A 23,285-nucleotide genomic window follows, 5' to 3' on the forward strand; every position below is an offset into this window, starting at 1 on the left:
TATATTTTAATTTCTAACATTTAAAGCTAAAATCTACTGTAAAATAACATTTTAGAACAGTAGATGGTTTTCTTAAATTGTATTTGGCCAGTTTAATTTCTGGAATAAATCCCAAACAACAATTCCTGCGCTCACGGCAATATTTAAGGAATGTTTGGTTCCTAATTGAGGAATTTCGATACAGCCATCACAAATTGCTACAGCTTCCTGAGCTACGCCATGAACTTCATTGCCAAAAACAAGAGCATATTTTTGATTTTTCTCAACTTTAAAATCCTGAAGAAAAATAGCACTTTCAACCTGCTCAATAGCCAATGTTAGTACATTTTCTTTTTTAAGATTTTCAATAACTTCCAATACATTTTCATGATGTTCCCAGGCAACAGTGTCAGTTGCGCCAAGAGCAGTTTTATTAATTTCTTTATTGGGAGGAGTAGCCGTAATACCGCACAAAATTATTTTCTCTACTAAAAAAGCATCCGAAGTTCTAAACACAGAACCAATATTGTGTAAGCTGCGAATGTCGTCTAAAACTATTATTAGAGGTGTTTTGTCTGATTTTTTAAAATCTTCGATTGATTTTCTGTCTAGTTCGCTATTTTCGAGTTTTCTCATTTTGTGTTGTATTCAGGTCATAAAAAAAGCTTCCAAAGATAAGGAAGCTTTTTCGATTTATTTTATTTTGTTTTTCAGATTAGCTTTTAACAGGATCTGGTAAAACTGTACCTTTAATAGTAAGTACTTTTGTAGGTTGTCCTTCAGCATTAGAAGTAACAGTTACAGTTTTTGTAAAAGCACCAACTCTGTCAGTAGCGTATTTTACACCAATAATACCTTTAGCTCCCGGAGCGATAGGCTCTTTTGGAGTTGTTGGTACAGTACAACCACAAGATCCTTGCGTATTTGTAATGATTAATGGTTTAGTTCCGTTGTTTACAAAAACGAATTCACGTTTTCCATCAGCGTTGTGAGCGATAGTTCCGTAATCAATAGTTTCTGTTTCAAAGGCCATTCCGGCTCCTTCAACCTTAGCAACTTTAGCCGTTGCTTTTTTAGCTTGAGCGTTAGAAGCAGTAATTCCAACTACAGCTAACATAGCGAATAAAATTATTTTTTTCATCTTTAGAATCTTTGTTTTAATTATGAACAAATCTATATAAAAATCTTATATCTTAATATAAAAATTTCTTAAAATATTTTAATTTTTGAACCACTTCGATATTCCTTCAAAATATTATAAATTCGCTGTCTTATATTTTTCATTTAAAACACAATAATTTGGCAGCGAAAGAGAAAGTGGTGAAAGAAACACCGTTAATGAAACAGTACAACGAAATCAAGAGAAAATATCCTGATGCATGTCTGCTTTTCAGAGTAGGTGATTTTTACGAAACCTTTGGGGAAGACGCAGTTAGAGCATCAAAAATCCTTGGGATAACATTGACTAAAAGAGGTGCTGGTTCTGAAACTGAAACTGCATTAGCAGGTTTTCCGCATCATTCTATTAATACGTACTTGCCAAAATTAGTTAAAGCCGGACTTCGTGTAGCGATTTGTGATCAGCTTGAAGATCCAAAAATGACAAAAACTATCGTGAAACGTGGCGTTACAGAACTGGTAACCCCGGGAGTTTCTTTGAATGATGAGGTTTTACAATCAAAAACAAATAACTTTTTGGCATCTGTTTATTTTGCCAATAAAAATATCGGAGTTTCCTTTCTGGATGTTTCTACCGGAGAGTTTTTAACTGCTCAGGGAAATGCGGAATACATTGATAAATTATTGCAGAATTTTAATCCTAGTGAAATTCTGGTTCCAAAAAATAATAAAGGAGATTTTAAAGCTGCTTTTGGAGAAGACTTTCATACTTTTTATTTAGAAGATTGGATCTACAAAGAAGATTATGCGCTGGAAACGTTGACCAAACATTTTCAGACCGTTTCTTTAAAAGGTTTTGGTATCGAAGAATTAAAAGATGGTATTGTAGCTTCCGGAGCAATTTTATATTATTTATCCGAGACACAGCACAATCGTGTTCAGCATATTACGGCAATTCAGCGTATTGCAGAAGATGCTTATGTGTGGATGGATCGTTTTACTATTAGAAATTTAGAATTATACCATAGTTACAATCCAAATGCAGTAACGCTTTTAGATGTTATCGACAGGACGCTTTCGCCAATGGGCGGACGTTTATTGAAACGTTGGCTGGCTTTACCATTAAAAGATGCTAATAAAATAAAAGGACGTCATGATGTAGTTTCATACCTGAAATCAAATCCTGAAGTTTTATACAATATTCAATATCAAATTAAGCAAATTTCAGATTTAGAGCGTTTGATTTCTAAAATTGCTGCCGGAAAGGTTTCGCCACGTGAAATTGTTTATCTGAAAGAATCTCTTGATGCCATTATTCCAATTAAAACCTTAGCATTAGAAAGTCCGCAGGAAGCAGTGAAAATTATTGGAGATAGTTTGCATTCCTGCGATTTATTACGAGAGAAGATTAAAACGACTTTGAATCAGGATGCACCTGTAGCTATTGCAAAAGGAAATGCGATTGCAAAAGGGATTAGCGAAGAGCTGGATGATTTGCGTGCTATTTCTACATCAGGGAAAGAATACCTGGAAGGAATTGAAAAAAGAGAATCGGAAAGAACGGGAATTTCTTCTTTGAAAATATCTTTCAATAATGTGTTTGGATATTATATCGAAGTTAGAAATACGCACAAAGATAAAGTCCCGACAGAATGGATTCGTAAACAAACCCTGGTAAATGCGGAGCGTTATATTACCGAAGAATTAAAAGAATACGAAACAAAGATTCTAGGTGCTGAAGAGAAAATTCATAAAATCGAATCAGAACTTTTTGAGCAATTAATAGCCTGGATTGCGACTTATATCAAGCCAGTGCAAATGAATGCGAATTTGGTTGCGCAATTAGATTGTTTGTGTTCGTTTACGCAATTGGCCGTAGAGAATCTATATGTATGTCCGGAGATTGATGAAACCTTTGAGCTTGAAATCAAAAACGGAAGGCATCCTGTTATCGAGAAACAATTGCCTGTAGGAACGCCTTATATTGCTAATGATGTTTATTTAGACAGAGAAACGCAACAGCTTATTATGATTACGGGACCCAATATGTCCGGTAAGTCGGCTATTTTAAGACAAACGGCATTAATTGTGTTATTGGCTCAAATGGGAAGTTTTGTTCCGGCTGATAGTGTAAGAATGGGAATTGTGGATAAAATTTTTACCAGAGTAGGAGCATCAGATAATATTTCGATGGGCGAATCTACTTTTATGGTAGAAATGAATGAAACGGCTTCGATCCTCAATAATATTTCTGATCGTAGTTTGGTTTTATTGGATGAAATTGGAAGAGGAACAAGTACATATGACGGAATTTCGATTGCGTGGGCTATTGCCGAGTTTTTACACGAGCACCCGGGAAAACCGAAAACATTGTTTGCAACGCATTATCATGAACTGAATGAAATGACAGATTCGCTGCCAAGAATCCAGAATTATAATGTTGCAGTAAAAGAATTAAAAGACACCGTTCTTTTTATCAGAAAACTGGTAAAAGGAGGAAGTGCGCATAGTTTTGGAATTCATGTAGCAAAAATGGCGGGAATGCCTCAAATCGTAATTTTGAAAGCGCAGAAGTTATTGAAGAAATTAGAAAAAAATCATTCCAGCGATGCGTTAAACGGAGTAAAAGAAGCAGCTGACGAAATGCAGATGAGTTTCTTTAATCTGGATGATCCTTTATTAGAAGAAATAAAAGAAGAGATCATGAGTCTTGATATAAATGCAATAACACCGGTTGAAGCATTAATGAAGCTTAATGAGATTAAAAGGATGTTAGTTAAAAAATAATTCAGATTTAAAGTTTAGGTTATCAGAAAGTTATAAAATAAGCTAAATATTTTTTCAAAAAAGGCTTGTGTAATTGAATAAATGTCCTAAATTTGCACTCGCAATACAGAACAATTCAGGTATTGCGGTTCTTAGTAAAATTTGAAATGCGAAAATAGCTCAGTTGGTAGAGCGCGACCTTGCCAAGGTCGAGGTCGCGGGTTCGAGCCCCGTTTTTCGCTCAACATCATATAATGCTCGGATGGTGAAATTGGTAGACACGCTGGACTTAAAATCCAGTGAACAGCAATGTTCGTGCGGGTTCAAGTCCCGCTCTGAGTACTAAAGCCTCTTCTTTTGAAGAGGCTTTTTTTATGGTGTAAACTCTGCGTGGTTTAAGGTAAATTTGCAAGGTAAATTTATTTGTAAAAGAATCTAAGAATCTAGTTTAAAAACAACAATCTAAAATCTAAAATAATAAATGGGTGCTTTTGTAATAAGTAAGCGATTTAACGATGAATATAAATTCGTATTTACTTCGAGGAAGGGTAAAGTGATATTTACAAGTTTGAGTTATGAATTAAAGTTTGAAGGCGAAGAGGATATTGAAAAGTTTAAAGCTAATATAGATCAGGCCCGTTTTTTAAAATTTAAAGGCTCTGGCGGAAAGTATTTTTTTAAATTGATGTTAGGGGAGGTTCATTTCGCAACGAGTCGTAAATACACTACAGAGTTGCTTTTGCAGAAAGGAATTAAAGAAATTGTGACTTACGGTTCAAGGTCTGAAATTTTGGATTTCTCATCGAGTGAATCGATTTTTGAAGATGAACTGGTCGAGGATGAAGTTGGAGAGGAAATTGAAGGATAGAAAAAAAAGCGATCACTGTGGTGGTCGCTTTTTTTTATGCTGAGTGTTTAATTTTAAAATTAAGCACAAAAAAAACCATCTCAAGGATGGTTTTAAAATTTTTAGAAACTAGGTTCTAATTATTTTTTTACTTCTTCTACTTTAGCAGCAGCAGAGTCAACTTTAGCAGCAGCAGAATCAACAGTTGCAGCAGCAGAATCAACTACAGCAGCAGCAGAATCAACAGCAACAGCAGTAGAATCTACAGACTCAGTAGCTGCAGCGTCAGCTTTTTTACAAGATACAACAGTTAAAACAGCAACAACAGCTAAACTTAAAAATACTTTTTTCATCTTACTTTATTATAAAAGGTTAATTATTAATTCGTGGCAAAGATATAAATTTTTTAATATGTAAAATATTTTTTTATTTTTTTTTTAAAATATTTTCAATTGCTCACGATTATCTTAGTTATCAAATAATATGCCACAATGCTAAAGTTATGTTATATTATTATATTTTTTGAATAAATTATTTTTGTCTGAATATTCAATAAGATAATTGGCTGTTTTATTCCTTTGATTACGATTTGTTTTGGTTTTTATTCATTATTTAGTAAGATAGAGAAAGCAAAAAAAGAGCTTCTTGAAGTTCTTATGCAATTAATAACGAAAATAATAGAGGAATGTTAGTGTGAATTGCTTAAAAAACGACATTCATAATAGTGTCTGTTGCTCCTTTATTGTCCTGAATATATGTTTTACAGATCTGACTTTTTTCTTTTAAGAAATTTTCATCACTAAGCAGACGGTCCAGATTCTGCTTCAATTCATTAGTATCAGAAATTACAATACAGCCTCCAAGTGCAACAAGTTGAATAGCTTCGGCAAAATTGGAGTAATTTGGACCAATCACAATGGGGATTCCAAATGTTGCAGGTTCAAGAATATTATGAATTCCCGGGTTGCCAAAACCTCCGCCTACATAAGCGATCGTTCCGTAACTGTAAATTTTAGTCAGCAACCCTATCGTATCAATAATAAAGACATTGAAGCCTGATAAGTCCAGGTCTTTCTTTTCTGAAAATAATACAGTCGATTTTTTAATTTCGGATTTAAGGCTTGTTATTTGATCAGCTTTGATGTTGTGAGGTGCAATAATGAATTTTACATTATCCGGTGCCTGATTGATGTATTCAATTAACAGGGCTTCGTCTTTTGGCCATGAGCTTCCTATTATTATAACAGGCTGGTTGTTTTTGAAGTTTTCAATAAAATCAAGAGAGTTGTCTCTTTCCAGGATGGCATTGACACGATCAAACCGGGTATCGCCGGAAACAATAACATTGTGAAAACCTATCCTTTCGATTTTTTCTTTCGAACTTTCATTCTGAACAAAGAAATAAGTAAATGCTTTTAGTGCTTTTCTGTAAAAACTACCGTACCATTTAAAAAACATCTGATTGTCCCTGAAGATACCGGAAATCAAATAAGTAGGAGTCTTGCTCGTTTCAAGTTCTTTTAAATAGTTCAGCCAAAATTCATATTTAATAAAAAAAGCCAATTCCGGATTTGCCAGTTTTAAAAATTTCTTTGCATTGTTTTTAGTGTCCAAAGGCAAGTAAACAGTTACATCGGCAACTGTGTTATTTTTACGCACTTCGTATCCGGAAGGAGAGAAAAAAGTAACAATGATTTTATGATCAGGATATTTTTCTTTTATTTTTTCGATTACAGGTAAGCCTTGTTCGTATTCGCCAAGTGAGGCAGCATGAAACCAGATTGTTTTGTCTGAAGGTTTTATTTTTTCTTCTAAAATGTGGAAGACATTTTTACGTCCTTCAACAAAAAGCTTAATTTTCGGACTAAAAAGAGCTACGATTTTCAGAAAAAACCCCGCAATAGAAATAACTAAATTATATAGAAAAAGCATCTGTTTGTTTTTGTGGCTAAATTACGCTTCTTTCAATTATTTTCATTGGTTTGAAGGTATTAAATAACTATTTTTGTTCCTCCTTTTAAAGATTCTGACTTCAAAACAGAACTTTAATTTTAAAAATATATTGAAAATGAAAAAAATTCAAATGGTTGACTTAAAAAGTCAATACGAGAAAATAAAAACTACTGTTGACGCTTCTATTCAGGAGGTTTTAGATACAAATACTTATATAAATGGACCATTAGTTCATCAATTTCAAAAAAATCTTGAAGATTATCTGGGAGCAAAACATGTAATTCCGTGTGCAAACGGAACAGATGCTTTGCAGATTGCCATGATGGGTTTAGATTTGAAACCAGGCGATGAGGTAATTACGGCTGATTTTACTTTTGCAGCGACTGTTGAGGTAATTGCTTTATTGCAATTAACACCTGTTTTGGTAGATGTTGATATGGTAAATATGAATATTGATATCGAAGCTATTAAAAAAGCAATTACGCCAAAAACAAAAGCAATTGTTCCGGTACATTTATTTGGTCGCGCTGCTAATATGGATGCGATTATGGAAATTGCTGCAGAACATAACTTATATGTAATCGAAGATAATGCGCAGGCAATTGGTGCAGATTATATTTCGAAATCAGGAGTAAAAAGCAAAGTAGGAGTAATTGGTCATGTTGCTGCAACTTCATTCTTCCCTTCAAAAAACTTAGGCTGTTATGGCGATGGTGGAGCAATTTTTACCAACGATGATAAACTGGCACACATTATCCGCGGAATCGTAAATCACGGAATGTACGAGCGTTATCATCATGATGTTGTTGGTGTAAATTCACGTTTAGATAGTATCCAGGCTGGGGTTTTAAATGCAAAACTGCCTTTGTTAGACGAATATAATACAGCACGTCGTTTAGCAGCATCAAAATACAATGCAGCTTTTGCAGGAAATACACATATTATAACTCCGGAATTTGATGCCAACGAAAATGATCACGTTTTCCACCAATATGTATTGAGAATTGTTGATGCAGATAGAAATGCTTTATTACAGCATTTGCAGGATAAGCAAATTCCATGTGCTATTTATTACCCAATTCCGTTGCACTCACAAAAAGCTTATGTTGATACTCGTTATAAAGAAGAACAATTTCCGGTTACGAATCAATTAGTAAAAGAAGTTATTGCTTTGCCAATGCATACAGAATTGGATGACGAGCAAATTAAATTCATTACAGATTCAGTTTTAGAATTTTTGAAAAAATAATTATGAGAATCCTGCGTGTTTTAATTTTGATTATTCTTATTCCGTTTTCGGTTTTTGCACAAAAATCGAATGCTAAAGAAGAAACTGCTGTAAACAATCAAGTTGAAATTTTGCGTAAAGCAATGATTGATGCCGATGCAGGTAAATTAAAAGCACTAACTTCTGAAAAATTAACCTACGTTCATTCGAATGGTAATTTTCAAAATCAGGCTGAATTTATAGACGGAATCGTTAGTGGCAAATCTGACTTTGTAACGATAGATTTTCAAAACCAAACGATATCGATTCAGAATGATGTTGCAATAGTGAGACATGTTTTGTCTGCTCACACTAAAGACGGCGGAATTGACAGAGATATAAAAATAGGAATAATGCTTGTTTGGCAAAAACAAAAAAATAACTGGATTCTTATTGCGAGACAAGCTTATAAATTAACTACATAAAAAATAACCACAAAATGAAAGTATTAGTAACAGGAGGATTAGGATTTATTGGTTCTCATACCGTAGTCGAATTGCAAAATGAAGGCTTTGAAGTAGTGATAATTGATAATCTTTCGAATTCTACAGAAGATGTTTTAAAAGGAATTACAGCCATTACAGGAAAAACGCCTTTATTCGAAAAATTAGATTTAAGAGAAAAAGCGTCAGTTCAGGATTTCTTTAAAAAACACAACGATGTTACCGGAGTAATTCATTTTGCAGCTTCAAAAGCAGTTGGAGAAAGTGTCGAACAGCCTTTATTATATTACGAAAACAATATCGCCTCGTTAGTTTATTTGCTGCAGGAATTACAGCAAAAACCTGATGCAAGCTTTATCTTTAGTTCGTCTTGTACGGTTTACGGTCAGGCCGAAAAAATGCCAATTACAGAAGATGCTCCCGTTCAGGCAGCAATGTCTCCATACGGAAATACGAAGCAAATTGGAGAAGAAATCATCACAGATACGGCTAAAGTAACGAATATCAATGCAATTTTATTACGTTATTTTAACCCGGTTGGAGCGCATCCAAGTAACGAAATTGGAGAATTACCATTAGGAGTTCCTCAAAATTTAGTGCCTTTTATTACACAAACTGGAATAGGATTGCGTAAAGAATTATCAGTTTTTGGAGATGATTATCCAACTCCTGACGGAACTGCTGTTCGTGATTATATTCATGTTGTAGATTTAGCAAAAGCACACGTTATTGCATTACAGCGCTTATTTAATAAAAAGAATTTAGAAAAAGTAGAAACCTTTAATTTAGGAACCGGAAAAGGAAGTTCAGTTCTTGAGGTGATTCAAAGTTTCGAAAAAGTAAGCAATAAAAAATTACCATACAAAATTATGCCACGTCGCGAAGGTGATATTACTGAAGCTTACGCTAATACTGATAAAGCAAACAATGTTTTAGGCTGGAAAGCTGAACTAAGTTTAGACGAAGCAATGGCAAGTGCCTGGAAATGGGAACAGAAGGTTCGTTCTTAAACTAGTTTTCAGTTTTCGGTCGCAGTTTTCAGGTAGAGATGCACAGCAGTGCGTCTCAGGTTAGAATATAAAACCCCAAATAATCTAAATTGATTATTTGGGGTTTTTATTTTAGTAAAGATTTTATTTGTAAATTTGTAAGGTAAAATTGTAGGAATTATGAATAATAAAAAAGAAGAACTGAAAAAAGATAATGTTGAAGAACCTACTGTAGAATATGAAGTTCAGAAACCAATATTTAAAGGAATAGATCGAGATACTTTTGATTTTGATGCTGAATTTGCAAAAGGATTAACACCGGAGGAAGCAAAAGTAGAATCTAAAAGGAGAATTAGGGAATGGTGGGGAAAATAGAAGTTATTTATACACCCTCTGTAATTAGTCATCTTAATGATTTGGTTATAATCCTGTATAAAAAAGAATACTTTGGTTTTATAGAATCTGCAGATGAATATGTTGATGATATTTACGATGCCATTCCGGAAAGAATTAAAAAATCTCCTCATAAGCAAACTCCAAAACTTCTTCAGTATTTAGGTTCAAATTATATTTTTTATAAACCAAATACCCGAACAACTTGGTATATCTTTTTCGAAAAAAGAGACCAAAATTATTTGATAACAGGAATTACTAATAATTACTGTGAAGAAGCAAATGAATTATAAAAACAACATCCTCATAAACAATCTGTTCATGAGGATTTTATTTATACAGTCAGTGACTGAAAACTAAAAACTGAGACTGAATACTAAAAATTAAGCATTCGCAGTAACCGCTTCTTTATCAATTTTATTAATCAAACCGGCTAATACTTTTCCGGGACCAACTTCCGTAAACAAAGTAGCGCCATCAGCGATCATTTGTTGAACAGATTGAGTCCATTTTACTGGAGCTGTCAATTGTATGATTAAGTTCTTTTTGATTTCGTTTGCGTCAGAAACAGCACTAGCTGTTACGTTTTGATAAACCGGGCAAATAGGAGTCGAGAAAGTAGTTGCTTCAATTGCAGCAGCCAATTCTTCTCTTGCCGGTTCCATCATTGGCGAGTGAAAAGCGCCTCCAACAGGTAAAATCAAAGCACGTTTTGCTCCGGCAGCTTTCATTGCCTCACAAGCTTTTTCTACTGCTGTAGTTTCTCCTGAAATAACCAATTGTCCCGGGCAGTTGTAGTTTGCAGCAACCACAATTCCGTCAATAGAAGCGCAAACTTCTTCAACAATATTATCAGCTAAACCTAAAACAGCAGCCATTGTCGATGGAGTAATTTCGCAAGCTTTTTGCATTGCTAGAGCACGTTTGGAAACTAATCTAAGACCATCTTCAAAAGATAAAGTCCCGTTAGCAACCAATGCCGAAAATTCTCCAAGAGAATGTCCTGCAACCATTTCGGGTTTAAAATCTTCGCCTAAAGTTTTTGCTAAAATAACCGAGTGTAAAAAAACAGCCGGCTGGGTAACTTTAGTTTCTTTTAGTTCTTCGGCAGTACCCTCGAACATAATATCTGTAATTCTAAAACCTAAAATTTCATTGGCTTTTTCGAATAATGCTGCGGCTAAAGCCGAGCTTTCATATAAGTCTTTGCCCATTCCTGTAAATTGTGCGCCCTGACCCGGAAATACGTATGCTTTCATTTCTCTAATTTAAAGTTGAATTTTTCTAAATTGAAAATTAGTTTCAATTGAAAGGCAAAAATAGTATTTTTTTAGCTCGTATAATCCTTAAACATATAAATCCATGCTAATCTCGAAAATCGGAGATTGAAAGAAGTTAGAAGAATAATTACAACAGCAATAATAGGAATGATTCTCAGGTCGAAATTTTTTTCAAAGAAAAACTGAGCAATGCAATAAGTAGCAATACCTTGCGCAACAGTTAATCCGTAGTTTACATACATAGCACCAAAGAAATAGCCAGGTTCTTTCTGGAACTTATAATTACAATGACTGCAGTATTCATTCATTTTAGGTAAACTAAAATTCAGAAAAATATTTTTGTCTTTAAAGACTTTTCCTGTATGACAAATGGGACATTCGTTTTTAAAAATATGAGTTAATGCACTTGACATGATCTTGTTGTTTTTTATTTATACAAAGGTAATTCAGAGACTTATAAAAGTCTTTTTTATATCTTCGCTACTTATAGCACAATAAAGACATTATTATGAAAAGATATCCCGTTTATAGTGTTCAGAATTTTAGTTGTAATGATATTCATCGTGATTTTTACGTAAATACATTTGCAGAGCATTTAAAAGATCATAGTTTTGTCGAAGAACCACATCGTCATGATTCTTATTTGATGGTTTTTTTTACCAAAGGTTCAGGGCAACACGAAGTTGATTTTGATCAGTTCGAAATAAAAAAAGGCAGTTTATTCGTTCTGCAGCCCGGACAAATGCATCACTGGAGTTTGTCTAAAGATATTGAAGGCTTCGTGATTATTTTTTCGCAGGAACTTTATAATTTGTATTTCGGACAAAAAAATATCAATGAGTATAATTTTTATCACTCCATTCATAACCGGCCGGAAATGGTTTTCGAAGAAAATCAAATACCGAAAATCCTGCCCTATTTTGAGTTATTGATTGAGGAAAACAATCAGGATAATAAATATCAACTGGACAAAATGCTGAATTTGTTAGATTGTATTCATATCGAAATTGCCCGTAAATATAATGAGACCTATTCGCATCAGACACATTCTTATAATATTAAGATAAACACGTTTGAAATGTTTTTGGAGCAATATTTCAGAGAAGAAAAATCGCCTTCTTTTTATGCAGAGAAATTGCATATTACATTGAAGCACTTAAACCGAATCTGTAATGAAATTCTACAAAAAACAGCAACCGAAGTCATTATGGATCGTGTGATTCTGGAAATTAAAAGAATGTTAATCGACAAACAATTGGCGGTAAGTGAAATTGCTTATATAGTAGGTTACGAAGATTACTCTTATTTTTCCCGACTTTTCAAAAAACAAACCGGATTGTCTCCAACCGAATTTCGAAATATAAAATAAGGGCTTCGACTCCGCTCAGCCTGACAATCGTGTTCTCAAAGATATCGTGTGTCAGGCTGAGCGGAGTCGAAGCCCTCGTTTCTAGACAAAAGCCTGCACTTCTTAAAAAGTACAGGCTTTTAAACCAACCAAATTAAATTCTATTTTTACTGGATTAAGCTTGTTTTGCAAATTGTAATTCAATGTTTAAGCGAACTTCTTCACCTACTAAAACACCACCGGTTTCAAGGGCAGAGTTCCAGTTTAAACCCCAGTCTTTACGATTTATTTTTCCTTCAATGCTTAAACCTACTTTAGTATTTCCCCAAGGGTCAGTCATGATTCCGCTAAATTCTACAGGAAATGTTACTGATTTAGAAACACCTTTAATATTTAAATCTCCGGTTAATTGATACTCGCCGTCATTAACTTTTTTGAAAGATGAACCTTTAAAAGTTAATTTTGGGTGATTCTCCGCATCAAAGAAATCTCCACTTCTTAAGTGAGCATCTCTGTCTGCATTTGCAGTATCTATTGAAGCAATGTCTCCTGAAAAATCTATTTGAGCATTTTCGAAATTATCTCCATCAGTAGTAATAGATGCGTCGTAAGTTCCAAATTTTCCTGAAACATTTGTAAACATCATGTGTTTCACTTTAAAACCAATTTCTGAATGTGTTGGGTCAATTGACCATTTTGTAGTTGCCATAATTATTTATTTTTTAATATTAATTTCATTTTGATAAGACAAAGTTACGTCCGTAGTATTCAAAACACACTTAACCTAGATTAAGAAATAAAAAATGTAATACGTTTTGATTACCACACAGTGATTTATTCTGTTTTATAAAATTAATCTTTCTTTTTAAATTTTTGATAAAAAAGAAACGATAATAAATCTGAATATCAGGTTATTATCGTTTCTTGAGAAAAAAGTATTAATTGTGTCTTCTAAATTAATAGTTCATCGGAATATCCATTAAAAGAAATTCAGCATCACTATCTGCTTTTATGTTTAAAATATCAGTTCCTGAAATCCCAACAGCATCACGAGTATTTAATTCCTGACCGTTGATCGTTACGTTTCCTTTTAAAACAAAAGCATAAACTCCGTTTCCTTCTTTTTTAATTTTGTATTCAGTTGCAATTCCGGCATCAAAATTACCCATTTGAAACCAGGCGTCCTGATGAATCCAAACACCTTCATCATCTGCATTTGGAGATAAAATCTGAGCTAATTTATTATGTCTGTCAGCAACATTCAAAGTAATTTGTTGGTAACGAGGATCTACATTTCTTTTGTTCGGGAACAACCAGATTTGCAATAATTTAGTTTGCTGATCTGCATTTGGGTTAAACTCACTGTGTTGAACTCCGGTTCCGGCACTCATCACCTGAATATCACCATTTTTGATAATCTCCGTATTTCCCATACTGTCTTTGTGTGCTAAATCGCCTTCAAGCGGAATAGTGATGATTTCCATATTATCGTGCGGGTGAGTTCCAAAACCCATTCCGCCAGCGATCGTGTCATCGTTTAAAACGCGAAGTGCTCCAAACTGAACTCTTTCAGGGTTGTACCAACTTGCAAAACTAAAACTATGATAAGCGTTAAGCCATCCGTGATTTGCGTTTCCTCTTGTTTCTGCTTTGTGTAATACTATATTTTCCATGATGATATGTGTTTTGTTATTTTTATAGTACAAAGATACCATCAAGGTCAACGAAATGCACTTAATGTAGATTAAGAAAAGATTCTGAGGTTCTAAGTAGCTAAGTTTCTAAGGTTTTTTTTGAAGCAGAAATTTTAGTTTTCAAAAGACCTGAAGTCCCGCTATCCGTTTCAATCTTTTGTGTCCGCCGCGGCGGAGACAAAAGGATTTTTACTTCTATCGGGGCTATGTGAGAAGTTTCATTTTCATAAGTCGTATATGTAGCTCAAAAAGAAAGGAAACGCAAAGTTTGTCATCTCGACGTAGGAGAGATCACAAAAGTGGCTCGACAAAGATTCAGGATTATTGGATCGGAGTTTCTAGTGTGATCTCTCCTACGTCGAGATGACAAGATTGCGAGAAGATTGTGTTTAGATAATTATATTCAGAGGGAAATAAAACTTTGTAACTTCACGTCTTTGCGAGATTTTTTTTTTTTTTTAAACTCCTAATTATTTGATTTTGATTAATTTCCCTTTTCCAACCACTTGGTCAAGGTAATTCGCAGATGAGCTTTGCTTATCATGCATGTTAAATAAAATAGTGTCATTTTTGATTTGATCTTTTGTAATACTTATAATTAAATCTGTATTTATAAAATTGTCCAATAGTATTACATTCCCATATGAGATTTTTCCTTTTGGCAGATACTTGTTATCAAACACAAAAACACTATCGTTAAAAGTAATTTTATCTTTTTGGGTGTAGACATTTTCGTCTTCTATTAAATAATTATAACGGCCAATAAGTTTGTCTGTTTTCTGGTTTGAATTAATAAAAAACAGCGTTATTATTAAAGTGAAATATTTCATACTATTTTAGCTATATTGAGTTATAAACTGTTGAACCACCGCATCTGTATTCTCATGACGTCTTTTCTTCTCCAGCGAAATTGGCGGTGCAGCTCTTTCAAGGCAATCTTTTACATCGCAGGTTTCGCAAGTAACACCAACAATCCTTTTTACTAGAGGTTTTCCATCAATAAATTTGAATTTCTTTTTCATTGCAGTTGTAATCAGGATTCCAACCGAAATACTTCTGATACAATTTTCTACAAAAGGATCTTTCGTGGCTGATGAAAAGACTAAATATTCATTACCACTGTGTGCATAACTGGAAATTTGTGCATCAAAAAAATGAGATTTATTCTGATTGATTGCTTCGTCTATGGTTTTGATAGAAACCCATCTTCTGCAATAATGCTCATTGGTTTCGTTGGCGTGCGGTTCTTGTTGATTGGTAATATGTAATTCCTTTTTTATTAGGTATTTATCAGAACCTATTTTGTGTGACATTCTTAAAAAGAACAAATTTTTCAGGTGAAAATCTTTGGGTAATAAATTGGTTAATCTCTGATAAAACGATTCAGGCGAAACTTCAAAACTTTCTATCAACGCAACGAATTCTTCTGGATTTGGTTTTTCGTTATTTAAGAAATCATTGATTTTGCTGGCAACTAATTGTCTGGGTAATAACAAAGCTCCTGCAAAGTACGAAGCATAAAAGTTGTGAAGGACCTGATCAAAATTTTCGAATTTAATCCAACTGAAAGTTAGTAATCTGTCAGATATTTTTAGGTAGTTATAAGCAATTTCTTTGGCTAAAATAAATGCTTTCTGCGGATTATCCAATTCTGTAGAGAGTAACAATGTTTTGCTTTTGGGAACATAAATAGAACGTAAGTCACCCAAAGCTTCCTGTTCAGAAAATACTATTTCTTTAATTTTATAATCAAACTCTTCTTTTAATATGGCCTCTAATTCTTCGATACTCACTTTTGAATCTAAATTGATCTGAAATGATTTTGAAAAAGAAATGACTTTATCTTCCAGGTCTTCAAAATAATTATTGTGTGCTTCCTGATAAGATCGTAAAGCGGCCAAAAAGAAACTTTCCCTGCTTAAATTATAATGTTGGGCAATTTCAATAATAGTACTAATAAAGGCATTGACTTTGGCTGGTGCATTTGCAATAATATCTATTAAATCGGCTTCCTGAATACCAAAAAGCTCTAGTGGAATCTCTTTTAAAATACCTGATTTTAAAATTTCACCAATCGGAGCGAGGTTATTGTCGAGCTTTAAAGATACCATTTGGTCGTATGGAACGTCCAGATGTTCGCATAAAAGCAAAATTTTATCTGTTTTTGGATATTTTTTTCCCTTTTCAATCTCGTTTAAATACGATTTTGAAAGATTTGTCAACTTGGCTAAGCCAAAAAGTGAAAGATTTTTTTGGGTGCGGACTTGCTTGAGTTTTAGCCCAAATATCAGCTTTATATAGTCTTTTTCGATATCCATAAATCAAATATAATCATTTAAAAAATAATCGCCAAAATATTATTTTTAATATTTAGCGAACGTTCGCTTGTTTTGTGAAGAACTTTTTTCTAATATTGTGGTGTAGAAAATATTAGATATCAATTGATTACGAATTTAAGTCTTTAGAAAGATGTGATTGATTTGATTATTGCTAATTAAAATAAAATCCACAGCTATGAAAAACCAATTAGAGATTACCGAAACGGCAATGGAATTTTTAGCCGAAAAGAAGCTTTCTTATCCGAAAATCTGGACAGATGAAGCGATTGTTTTTATAACCGAATTGCATCGCAAATTCGAATCGCAGCGAAAACTGTTATTGTTACAGCGCGAACAAAAACAAACTGCTTTTGATCAGGGCGTCATGCCGGTTTTTATAGCCGAAACTAAAAGTGTCAGAGAAAGTAATTGGACAGCTGGAGAAATTCCGAAAGATTTATTAGATCGTAGAGTCGAAATTACCGGACCGGTTGATCGCAAGATGATTATCAATGCATTGAATTCAGGAGCGAAAACTTTTATGGCTGATTTTGAAGATAGTACTTCGCCAACCTGGAAAAATTTAATGGATGGGCAAGTGAATTTAATTGATGCCGTAAACAAGACAATTTCACATACAGATTTAATTAAACACAAATCGTATCAATTGAATGAAAAGATTGCAACGCTAATGGTACGTCCGCGTGGTTTGCACTTGCCGGAAAAGCATCTTTTGATTGAAGGAAAAGAAGTTTCAGGCTCTTTAGTAGATTTTGGATTGTATGTTTTTCATAATCACAAAAGGCTTTTAGAAAATAATTCGGGACCATATTTTTATATTCCAAAATTAGAGCATTATCTGGAAGCACGCTGGTGGAACAATGTGATTGATTTTACTGAGGATTATTTGAAACTGGAAAGAGGAACTATAAAAGTGACTGTTTTAATTGAAACAATCACGGCAAGTTTTCAGTTAGACGAAATTATATATGAATTGAAAGATCATATTGTGGGATTGAATTGCGGTCGTTGGGATTATATTTTCTCTTACATCAAGAAATTCCGTAAGAATCCAAAATTCATCGTTCCAGATCGCGATCAGGTAAATATGACTTCCCCTTTTATGAATGCCTATTCGAATTTGGTAATTCAGAGATGTCATAAACGCGGCATTCATGCAATTGGCGGAATGGCAGCTCAAATTCCGATTAAAAATAATGAAGAAGCGAATGCAGCTGCTTTTGCAAAAGTGAAAGCGGATAAAGAACGCGAAGTTCGAAATGGCCATGACGGAACATGGGTAGCGCATCCGGATTTGGTTGCAATTGCAAAAGAAATTTTTGATAAAGAGATGCCAACACCTAATCAGATTCATATAAAAAGAGAACATCGAAAAATTACAGAAGCTGATTTGATTGAACCACCAATTGGAATCATAACTGAAAACGGCGTTCGCAAAAACATCAATGTTGGTGTTTTGTATTTGGCTTCATGGCTAAACGGACAAGGAGCAGCTGCGTTGCATAATTTGATGGAAGATGCTGCAACGGCTGAAATCTCAAGATCTCAATTGTGGCAATGGCTTCAGAATAAAGTGGTTTTGGATAATGGACGAAATCTTGATTTGGCGTATTATCACGAATTGGCTTTAGAGGAATTCCAGAAAATAAAAGACGAATTAGGCGAAGAAAATCATGAAAAACAACAATTTCCTTTGGCTGAAAAGGTTTTAGAGAGATTGGTTGTAAATCCTGATTTCGTTGATTTCCTGACTATTCCGTGTTACAAGTATTTATAAAAAAAACATTGAGTTTAATTTTAAACACATAGAAACATAGGTTTATGATTGTCTAAAATTAACTTTTAGAGAATTATAAAAAACAAGTTTTTCGCACATAGCTATGTGTGTTCAAACAAGTGAAGCGCCTTTAACCACAAAGAAAAGCTATGTTTCTATGTGTTAGAAAAAAAACAAAAAAAAAAATTTTTTGAGTCTCAGTAGAAAACTGCGACTGCAAACTGAAAACTTTTACTCACTAACCAACTTAACTATACTATTTATGAAAACAACAGAAGACAGAATTCAGGAATTGATTAACGATTGGATTACGAACCCAAGATGGAAAGGTGTTGAACGCCCGTATACGGCTACAGAAGTAGTTACACTTCAGGGATCGTATCAAATTGAGCATTCTATTGCCAAAATGGGAGCGCAAAAATTATGGAAAAAGTTAAAAAGTCAGGATTATGTTGCTGGTTTGGGCGCTTTAACAGGAAATCAGGCGATTCAGGAAGTCGATGCTGGTCTTGAAGCAATTTATTTGAGCGGTTGGCAAGTTGCTGCTGATGCAAATTTAGCAGGAGAAATGTATCCGGACCAATCGCTTTATCCTGTAAATAGTGTGCCAATGGTAGTAAAAAAAATAAATAATGCTTTATTACGAGCTGATCAGATTCAGACCGTAAACAGAGTTGAAGATAAAAAAGATTATTTGGTTCCAATTGTGGCTGATGCGGAAGCTGGTTTCGGGGGAAATCTAAATGCTTTCGAACTAATGAAATCGATGATTGAAGCAGGAGCTTCAGGAGTTCATTTTGAAGATCAGTTGAGTTCGGCTAAAAAGTGCGGACATTTAGGAGGCAAAGTTTTGGTGCCTACTCAGGAAGCAATTAATAAACTAATTGCAGCACGTTTGGCTTCTGATGTTATGGGAGTTTCGACTTTGATTGTAGCAAGAACTGATGCTGATGCAGCAAATTTGTTAACGAGTGATGCAGATCCAAGAGATGCTAAATTCATTACTGGGGAAAAAACCAACGAAGGGTTTTTCTATGTAAACAGCGGAATCGATCAGGGAATTGCAAGAGGTTTGAGCTACGCACCTTACGCTGATTTGATTTGGATGGAAACCAGTAATCCTGATTTGGTTTATGCCAAAAAGTTTGCCGATGCCATGAAAAAAGAATTTCCGGATAAAATGCTGGCTTACAATTGTTCTCCTTCATTTAACTGGGCGGCAAAATTATCAGTTGCTGAAATGGAGACATTCAGAGAAGATTTGGCTGCAATGGGATATAAATTCCAGTTCATTACTTTAGCAGGATTCCATGCTTTAAATACAAGTATGTTCGAATTGTCTAAAGCCTACAAAGAGCGCGGAATGGCAGGATATTCTGAATTGCAGGAAAGAGAATTCGCTCTGCAAAGCAGCGGATTCAGAGCGGTAAAACATCAGGCTTTTGTTGGAACTTCTTATTTTGATGCGGTACAAAATACAGTAACAATAGGAAAATCGACAACAACGGCAATGAAACATTCTACAGAGGTTGAGCAATTTTAATTCAAAAAAACACGGTCTTTGGCCGTGTTTTGTTTTTTGCCACAGATTACAAAGATTAAAAAGATTTTTTTCGCCACGAATTTTACTAATTTTCACTAATTTTTATTTAATTTTTCACTCAATTTAATTCGTGAAAATTAGTGAAATTCGTGGCAACATTTTTTAATCATTTTAATCTGTGAAATCTGTGGCTATAAAAACTATTTTTTCAAAAGCCTTGCTTTCATTTTGCTGAAAAATTCAGGTGTTACACCAATGAAAGAAGCAATTTGTTTTTGAGGTACTTTATGAACGAGCGTTCCATATTTAGTACAGAATTTCTCGAAGCGTTCTTCAGCGGGTAAACTTAAATTATCCATTAATCGTTGTTGATTGGCGACCAATGAATTTTCGATTAAAATCCTGAAAAAACGTTCTAATTTTGGGATGTCGAGATATAATTGCTCCTGGTTTTCTTTGGATAATGAAACAACTTCTGCATCTTCTAAAACTTCTATAAAAAGCTGTCCAGGTTTTTGCGAAAAAAAGCTGTACATATCGCTCATCCACCAGCCTTGACAAGCAAACGCCAGAACATGCTCGACAATATTATCATTGATATTGAAACTTCTTAAAATTCCTGAATTGACAAAATAGGAATGTTTGCAAACTTCTCCGGCACTTAGTAGAATCGTTTTGGCTTTATAAGTATGTGTTTCGGTTTTCGATAAAAAATGTGCTTGCTCTTCTGGGGTTAAGGAAACGTGTTTGGCAATATTTTCAAGGATTAGCTCCATTATTTTTCTTTTATCAAAGTGAATGAAGTAGCTTTAAAACGACCATTTTCTACTTTTCCGGTAACAGAAGCTTTGCGGATTTTATTGCAAAAGCCATCTTCGGCATGTGCGTCACCGTGTTGGTCAATCGTAGTTCCGTCAACAAAATAAGGCTTCCCATCAATTCGAACGGCTAAATCACAGCTTTTGCCTTTCATCCCAAATTGACATTCACCACAAGCAGTTTCTACAATTTGAGGTTTTTCGGTTGTTTTTTTATCCTGAGCTTGCGTTGCTATTCCAACAAATAGGAATGCTATAAAGAGTAGTTTTTTCATTTTTAAGAGTTTACAGTTATTAATTTTGAAGTTGTTTTGGCGCGTTCTACAATTTCTTCAATTGGAGTTGCTAATGTATCATGGCTTAAAACGACGCCCATTCGGCGGTATGGTCTTGAAGTTGGTTTGCCAAAGATTCTGAAATCGGTTTTGGGTAAAGCAGCTACTTTTTCGATTCCGGTAAAAGTAGGATTCGAGGAATCTTCTGATGCTAAAATTACGGCACTTGCTCCGGCTTTTTCAAGTGTGATTTCGAAAATAGGTAAACTTAAAATGGCTCGTAAATGCAATTCGAATTCATTGAAATTTTGTGTTCCTGCTAATGTTACCATCCCTGTATCATGCGGACGTGGAGAAAGCTCAGAGAAATAAACACCATCATTTGTTAAAAAGAATTCAACGCCAAATAATCCTGCGCCACCAAGTGCTTCGGTAATTTTCTCTGCCATATCCTGCGCTTCATACAAATCGGCCTCAGAAACTTTTGCGGGTTGCCAGCTTTCCTGATAATCGCCGCGTTCTTGTCGGTGTCCAATTGGAGAACAAAAAAGCGTTGGATTATTATTTTGAGTAATCGTTAAAAGCGTAATTTCAGAATTGAAATCTACAAAAGCTTCTACGATAACTTCGATTACATCGCCACGAGAGCCAGCAACGGCATATTGCCATGCTTTTTCGATATCACTTTCAGATTTTATGGTCGATTGTCCTTTTCCTGACGAAGACATTAAAGGTTTTACTACACAGGGAATCCCAACTTCCTGAACGGCTTTTTGTAATTCTTCTGCTGAAGTGGCGTATTGGTATTTGGCTGTTTTTAGTCCTAGTTCTTTTGATGCTAAATCACGAATCGCTTTACGGTTCATTGTAAAGTTGGCTGCTTTTGCCGAAGGAACAACGGTAATACCCTGTTTTTCGTAATCGTAAAAACGTTCAGTACGAATGGCTTCTATTTCTGGAACTATAAAGTCTGGTTTGTGTTTGGCTACGATTCGGTCAAGAGCTTCGCCGTCCAGCATGTTGATTACTTCGAATCCGTGGGCAACCTGCATTGCCGGAGCATTTTCGTAACTGTCAACAGCAATTATAGTTTGTCCGATTCGTTGCGCGGCGATGACAAATTCTTTGCCTAATTCGCCTGAACCAAGGAGTAGTATTTTCATTTTAGTGAATTCATTTTGATTTAGTAAAGATAAAACAATGAATTTTATTCTCACGCAGATTTTGCAGATTCAGCAGATTTTAAATTAATTAGAAATTTAATTTTTAGATGAAGTTATCGAAAAGACAAGATTGTCCATTATACTTCATAAATATAAAAAGTTCTTGTTAACTCGTTTGTCTGACGGGTAGAAAAGATAGTTCCCTTAAAGGAAATATGTCAAAATTATTTTGTGGAGTAAAATTTTGTTAATAATTATAAAATAACTTGATGGTTGGCTGATCTGAAATCTTCTTTAAAGCCACGCGATATTTATATATTTGCCGGCTTACAAATAAAACCCCAAAAGAATGAAGTTAAAATTTTTTTTAGTGATGAGTGCTTTATGCATTACATCTCTTTTACAGGCACAATCAGGAGGTATTACGTTTAAATTAGGAATGGGAGAACAAAAAGCAGATGCGATTGTTTTTAAAAAAGACAAACAAAAAATTAACGGGATTGTTAAGTTTCCTGGTTTTGCTAGTAAAAAAGTGAAAATTAAAGTTGGCGAGAGTAATGAAAAATACGCAAGTAAAGACTTAGATTCGATTCAGATTTTTGATGCAAATAAAAAACTGTCTTACACTTTTGTATGGACAAAAACGAAAGTATACAAAAAGAAGGGTACAGAATTTAAGATTATAAAGGAAAATTGGATCTGCAAGATCATTGAAGGAAAAGCTTCTTTGTATTTAGGTGGAGAGGATTATGGAATTAAGGAAGTTAAGGTAAAGAATGAAGAGACGAATGAAAAGATAAAAGAACCTAAAATGGAAGTCGTATCTAAAGATGTCAATCACTATCTGAAAAGAAGTAATGAAGATTATCCTGTATTGGTTTCTATAAGTTCAAATGGTTTTTCTGCCGGGTTTAATGTTTTTTTTAAAGAGTATGGCGTTTATTATTTTAGCGACAGTCCTGAAATTGCAAATAAAATCCAGGATAAAGAATATAAGTATTCTGATATTGAGAAAGTCGTAAATTTGTATAACGAAATATGCAGACAAAAAGAAAAAGAAAGACTGGAGCAGGAAGAAAAGGAAAGAAAAAAATTAGAAGAAAAAGATACAAAATCTAAGGTTACTGCCAAACCAAAGGCCGCTACGAAACCGAAGACCACAGCAAAACCTAAAAACGCCAAGAAAAAATAAATAAAAAGAGGTTGTCTGAAAAGACGACCTCTTTCTTTTATTATACTAGTAGATTTACAGAGTGTTTCTTGAAAAATGTAAATTTGGGCTAAAATGGTCT

General features: G+C 34.2%; 24 protein-coding genes and 2 tRNA genes. 13 read left to right on the plus strand and 13 right to left on the minus strand.

Going from position 1 to position 23,285, the window contains the following annotated elements:
• Positions 1–72: 72 nt before the first annotated feature.
• Positions 73–615 (minus strand): RNA methyltransferase, encoded by a 543-nt coding sequence (locus ACQKCJ_RS09940; protein WP_271338240.1) that lies wholly within the window; start codon positions 613–615, stop codon positions 73–75.
• A gap of 79 nt (positions 616–694) precedes the next feature.
• On the minus strand, positions 695–1,120 hold the full coding sequence (locus ACQKCJ_RS09945; RefSeq protein ID WP_199002571.1) for a DUF1573 domain-containing protein: 426 nt from the start codon (positions 1,118–1,120) through the stop codon (positions 695–697).
• 158 nt (positions 1,121–1,278) lie between these two features.
• Between ACQKCJ_RS09945 and mutS the strand changes: the two genes are divergently transcribed.
• The 4 genes from mutS (at position 1,279) to ACQKCJ_RS09965 (ending at position 4,732) form a co-directional block, all read left to right on the plus strand.
• Positions 1,279–3,885 (plus strand): DNA mismatch repair protein MutS, encoded by a 2,607-nt coding sequence (mutS, locus tag ACQKCJ_RS09950; protein WP_427401946.1) that lies wholly within the window; start codon positions 1,279–1,281, stop codon positions 3,883–3,885.
• A 148-nt stretch (positions 3,886–4,033) separates the two neighbouring features.
• Positions 4,034–4,106: transfer RNA gene (locus ACQKCJ_RS09955), tRNA-Gly, on the plus strand.
• Between the two features lie 14 nt (positions 4,107–4,120).
• Positions 4,121–4,206: transfer RNA gene (locus ACQKCJ_RS09960), tRNA-Leu, on the plus strand.
• A gap of 139 nt (positions 4,207–4,345) precedes the next feature.
• Positions 4,346–4,732 carry a DUF1508 domain-containing protein gene (locus tag ACQKCJ_RS09965; RefSeq protein ID WP_271338238.1) on the plus strand — a complete coding sequence of 129 codons (387 nt, stop codon included), beginning with the start codon at positions 4,346–4,348 and terminating at the stop codon, positions 4,730–4,732.
• Between the two features lie 119 nt (positions 4,733–4,851).
• On the opposite strand, the gene ACQKCJ_RS09970 is transcribed toward ACQKCJ_RS09965, so the two are convergent.
• Both ACQKCJ_RS09970 and ACQKCJ_RS09975 read right to left on the minus strand, forming a co-directional pair.
• Entirely contained in the window at positions 4,852–5,064 is a 213-nt protein-coding gene (locus tag ACQKCJ_RS09970) for a PG1828 family lipoprotein (RefSeq protein WP_055095081.1), read from the minus strand.
• A gap of 349 nt (positions 5,065–5,413) precedes the next feature.
• Positions 5,414–6,643 (minus strand): 3-deoxy-D-manno-octulosonic acid transferase, encoded by a 1,230-nt coding sequence (locus ACQKCJ_RS09975; protein ID WP_427401947.1) that lies wholly within the window; start codon positions 6,641–6,643, stop codon positions 5,414–5,416.
• Between the two features lie 136 nt (positions 6,644–6,779).
• On the opposite strand from ACQKCJ_RS09975, the gene ACQKCJ_RS09980 reads away from it, so the two are divergent.
• The 5 genes from ACQKCJ_RS09980 (at position 6,780) to ACQKCJ_RS10000 (ending at position 10,049) form a co-directional block, all read left to right on the plus strand.
• Entirely contained in the window at positions 6,780–7,913 is a 1,134-nt protein-coding gene (locus ACQKCJ_RS09980) for a DegT/DnrJ/EryC1/StrS family aminotransferase (RefSeq protein ID WP_271338236.1), read from the plus strand.
• A gap of 2 nt (positions 7,914–7,915) precedes the next feature.
• A complete protein-coding gene (locus ACQKCJ_RS09985; RefSeq protein WP_271338235.1) occupies positions 7,916–8,356 on the plus strand; it encodes a nuclear transport factor 2 family protein in 441 nt (146 codons plus the stop codon).
• 14 nt (positions 8,357–8,370) lie between these two features.
• Complete coding sequence (gene galE / locus ACQKCJ_RS09990; protein ID WP_271338234.1) at positions 8,371–9,384, plus strand: UDP-glucose 4-epimerase GalE; 1,014 nt, start codon at positions 8,371–8,373, stop codon at positions 9,382–9,384.
• A 159-nt stretch (positions 9,385–9,543) separates the two neighbouring features.
• Positions 9,544–9,738: a hypothetical protein gene (locus ACQKCJ_RS09995; RefSeq protein WP_271338233.1), complete on the plus strand. Its 195-nt coding sequence runs from the start codon at positions 9,544–9,546 to the stop codon at positions 9,736–9,738.
• The gene (locus ACQKCJ_RS10000) at positions 9,723–10,049 is read left to right on the plus strand and encodes a hypothetical protein (protein ID WP_271338232.1); all 327 of its coding nucleotides are present in this window, start codon (positions 9,723–9,725) and stop codon (positions 10,047–10,049) included. The genes ACQKCJ_RS09995 and ACQKCJ_RS10000 overlap by 16 nt, the downstream gene beginning before the upstream one ends.
• A gap of 90 nt (positions 10,050–10,139) precedes the next feature.
• On the opposite strand, the gene fabD is transcribed toward ACQKCJ_RS10000, so the two are convergent.
• Positions 10,140–11,015: an ACP S-malonyltransferase gene (gene fabD, locus ACQKCJ_RS10005; RefSeq protein WP_271338231.1), complete on the minus strand. Its 876-nt coding sequence runs from the start codon at positions 11,013–11,015 to the stop codon at positions 10,140–10,142.
• A 71-nt stretch (positions 11,016–11,086) separates the two neighbouring features.
• The gene (locus ACQKCJ_RS10010) at positions 11,087–11,449 is read right to left on the minus strand and encodes a DUF983 domain-containing protein (protein WP_271338230.1); all 363 of its coding nucleotides are present in this window, start codon (positions 11,447–11,449) and stop codon (positions 11,087–11,089) included.
• 95 nt (positions 11,450–11,544) lie between these two features.
• Between ACQKCJ_RS10010 and ACQKCJ_RS10015 the strand changes: the two genes are divergently transcribed.
• Positions 11,545–12,405, plus strand: a complete 861-nt coding sequence (locus ACQKCJ_RS10015) for a helix-turn-helix transcriptional regulator (RefSeq protein WP_271338229.1) — start codon at positions 11,545–11,547, stop codon at positions 12,403–12,405.
• Positions 12,406–12,559: 154 nt separating this feature from the next.
• On the opposite strand, the gene ACQKCJ_RS10020 is transcribed toward ACQKCJ_RS10015, so the two are convergent.
• The 4 genes from ACQKCJ_RS10020 to ACQKCJ_RS10035 all read right to left on the minus strand — a co-directional run bounded on the left by ACQKCJ_RS10020 (position 12,560) and on the right by ACQKCJ_RS10035 (position 16,396).
• Positions 12,560–13,093 (minus strand): YceI family protein, encoded by a 534-nt coding sequence (locus tag ACQKCJ_RS10020; protein ID WP_271338228.1) that lies wholly within the window; start codon positions 13,091–13,093, stop codon positions 12,560–12,562.
• A 247-nt stretch (positions 13,094–13,340) separates the two neighbouring features.
• Positions 13,341–14,057, minus strand: coding sequence for a pirin family protein (locus tag ACQKCJ_RS10025; protein WP_271338227.1), 717 nt, complete (start codon positions 14,055–14,057; stop codon positions 13,341–13,343).
• A gap of 491 nt (positions 14,058–14,548) precedes the next feature.
• Positions 14,549–14,908, minus strand: a complete 360-nt coding sequence (locus tag ACQKCJ_RS10030; protein ID WP_271338226.1) for a hypothetical protein — start codon at positions 14,906–14,908, stop codon at positions 14,549–14,551.
• 6 nt (positions 14,909–14,914) lie between these two features.
• Entirely contained in the window at positions 14,915–16,396 is a 1,482-nt protein-coding gene (locus ACQKCJ_RS10035) for a helix-turn-helix domain-containing protein (RefSeq protein WP_427401948.1), read from the minus strand.
• Between the two features lie 196 nt (positions 16,397–16,592).
• Between ACQKCJ_RS10035 and aceB the strand changes: the two genes are divergently transcribed.
• Positions 16,593–18,194, plus strand: a complete 1,602-nt coding sequence (aceB, locus tag ACQKCJ_RS10040) for a malate synthase A (RefSeq protein ID WP_427401949.1) — start codon at positions 16,593–16,595, stop codon at positions 18,192–18,194.
• Between the two features lie 262 nt (positions 18,195–18,456).
• On the plus strand, positions 18,457–19,737 hold the full coding sequence (aceA, locus tag ACQKCJ_RS10045) for an isocitrate lyase (protein ID WP_271338223.1): 1,281 nt from the start codon (positions 18,457–18,459) through the stop codon (positions 19,735–19,737).
• Positions 19,738–19,937: 200 nt separating this feature from the next.
• On the opposite strand, the gene ACQKCJ_RS10050 is transcribed toward aceA, so the two are convergent.
• The 3 genes from ACQKCJ_RS10050 to purT are packed head-to-tail and all read right to left on the minus strand — an operon-like array spanning position 19,938 to position 21,993.
• Positions 19,938–20,513, minus strand: coding sequence for a Crp/Fnr family transcriptional regulator (locus ACQKCJ_RS10050; RefSeq protein WP_271338222.1), 576 nt, complete (start codon positions 20,511–20,513; stop codon positions 19,938–19,940).
• Positions 20,513–20,830: a DUF6370 family protein gene (locus ACQKCJ_RS10055; RefSeq protein ID WP_271338221.1), complete on the minus strand. Its 318-nt coding sequence runs from the start codon at positions 20,828–20,830 to the stop codon at positions 20,513–20,515. The genes ACQKCJ_RS10050 and ACQKCJ_RS10055 overlap by 1 nt, the downstream gene beginning before the upstream one ends.
• A gap of 2 nt (positions 20,831–20,832) precedes the next feature.
• Complete coding sequence (gene purT, locus ACQKCJ_RS10060) at positions 20,833–21,993, minus strand: formate-dependent phosphoribosylglycinamide formyltransferase (protein WP_271338220.1); 1,161 nt, start codon at positions 21,991–21,993, stop codon at positions 20,833–20,835.
• 349 nt (positions 21,994–22,342) lie between these two features.
• Between purT and ACQKCJ_RS10065 the strand changes: the two genes are divergently transcribed.
• Entirely contained in the window at positions 22,343–23,185 is an 843-nt protein-coding gene (locus ACQKCJ_RS10065; protein ID WP_271338219.1) for a hypothetical protein, read from the plus strand.
• The last annotated feature ends 100 nt before the right edge of the window (positions 23,186–23,285 follow it).

Origin of the sequence: Flavobacterium sp. NPDC079362, assembly GCF_050267765.1 — a bacterium.
GTDB lineage: Bacteria > Bacteroidota > Bacteroidia > Flavobacteriales > Flavobacteriaceae > Flavobacterium > Flavobacterium azizsancarii.

Bases quoted from the DNA above. Each gene is read 5' to 3' on its own strand.
- ACQKCJ_RS09940 (WP_271338240.1), bottom strand. From the start codon at position 615: ATGAGAAAACTCGAAAATAGCGAACTAGACAGAAAATCAATCGAAGAT.
- ACQKCJ_RS09945 (WP_199002571.1), bottom strand. From the start codon at position 1,120: ATGAAAAAAATAATTTTATTCGCTATGTTAGCTGTAGTTGGAATTACT.
- ACQKCJ_RS09965 (WP_271338238.1), top strand. From the start codon at position 4,346: ATGGGTGCTTTTGTAATAAGTAAGCGATTTAACGATGAATATAAATTC.
- ACQKCJ_RS09970 (WP_055095081.1), bottom strand. From the start codon at position 5,064: ATGAAAAAAGTATTTTTAAGTTTAGCTGTTGTTGCTGTTTTAACTGTT.
- ACQKCJ_RS09975 (WP_427401947.1), bottom strand. From the start codon at position 6,643: ATGCTTTTTCTATATAATTTAGTTATTTCTATTGCGGGGTTTTTTCTG.
- ACQKCJ_RS09980 (WP_271338236.1), top strand. From the start codon at position 6,780: ATGAAAAAAATTCAAATGGTTGACTTAAAAAGTCAATACGAGAAAATA.
- ACQKCJ_RS09985 (WP_271338235.1), top strand. From the start codon at position 7,916: ATGAGAATCCTGCGTGTTTTAATTTTGATTATTCTTATTCCGTTTTCG.
- galE (WP_271338234.1), top strand. From the start codon at position 8,371: ATGAAAGTATTAGTAACAGGAGGATTAGGATTTATTGGTTCTCATACC.
- ACQKCJ_RS09995 (WP_271338233.1), top strand. From the start codon at position 9,544: ATGAATAATAAAAAAGAAGAACTGAAAAAAGATAATGTTGAAGAACCT.
- ACQKCJ_RS10000 (WP_271338232.1), top strand. From the start codon at position 9,723: ATGGTGGGGAAAATAGAAGTTATTTATACACCCTCTGTAATTAGTCAT.
- fabD (WP_271338231.1), bottom strand. From the start codon at position 11,015: ATGAAAGCATACGTATTTCCGGGTCAGGGCGCACAATTTACAGGAATG.
- ACQKCJ_RS10010 (WP_271338230.1), bottom strand. From the start codon at position 11,449: ATGTCAAGTGCATTAACTCATATTTTTAAAAACGAATGTCCCATTTGT.
- ACQKCJ_RS10015 (WP_271338229.1), top strand. From the start codon at position 11,545: ATGAAAAGATATCCCGTTTATAGTGTTCAGAATTTTAGTTGTAATGAT.
- ACQKCJ_RS10020 (WP_271338228.1), bottom strand. From the start codon at position 13,093: ATGGCAACTACAAAATGGTCAATTGACCCAACACATTCAGAAATTGGT.
- ACQKCJ_RS10025 (WP_271338227.1), bottom strand. From the start codon at position 14,057: ATGGAAAATATAGTATTACACAAAGCAGAAACAAGAGGAAACGCAAAT.
- ACQKCJ_RS10030 (WP_271338226.1), bottom strand. From the start codon at position 14,908: ATGAAATATTTCACTTTAATAATAACGCTGTTTTTTATTAATTCAAAC.
- ACQKCJ_RS10035 (WP_427401948.1), bottom strand. From the start codon at position 16,396: ATGGATATCGAAAAAGACTATATAAAGCTGATATTTGGGCTAAAACTC.
- aceB (WP_427401949.1), top strand. From the start codon at position 16,593: ATGAAAAACCAATTAGAGATTACCGAAACGGCAATGGAATTTTTAGCC.
- aceA (WP_271338223.1), top strand. From the start codon at position 18,457: ATGAAAACAACAGAAGACAGAATTCAGGAATTGATTAACGATTGGATT.
- ACQKCJ_RS10050 (WP_271338222.1), bottom strand. From the start codon at position 20,513: ATGGAGCTAATCCTTGAAAATATTGCCAAACACGTTTCCTTAACCCCA.
- ACQKCJ_RS10055 (WP_271338221.1), bottom strand. From the start codon at position 20,830: ATGAAAAAACTACTCTTTATAGCATTCCTATTTGTTGGAATAGCAACG.
- purT (WP_271338220.1), bottom strand. From the start codon at position 21,993: ATGAAAATACTACTCCTTGGTTCAGGCGAATTAGGCAAAGAATTTGTC.
- ACQKCJ_RS10065 (WP_271338219.1), top strand. From the start codon at position 22,343: ATGAAGTTAAAATTTTTTTTAGTGATGAGTGCTTTATGCATTACATCT.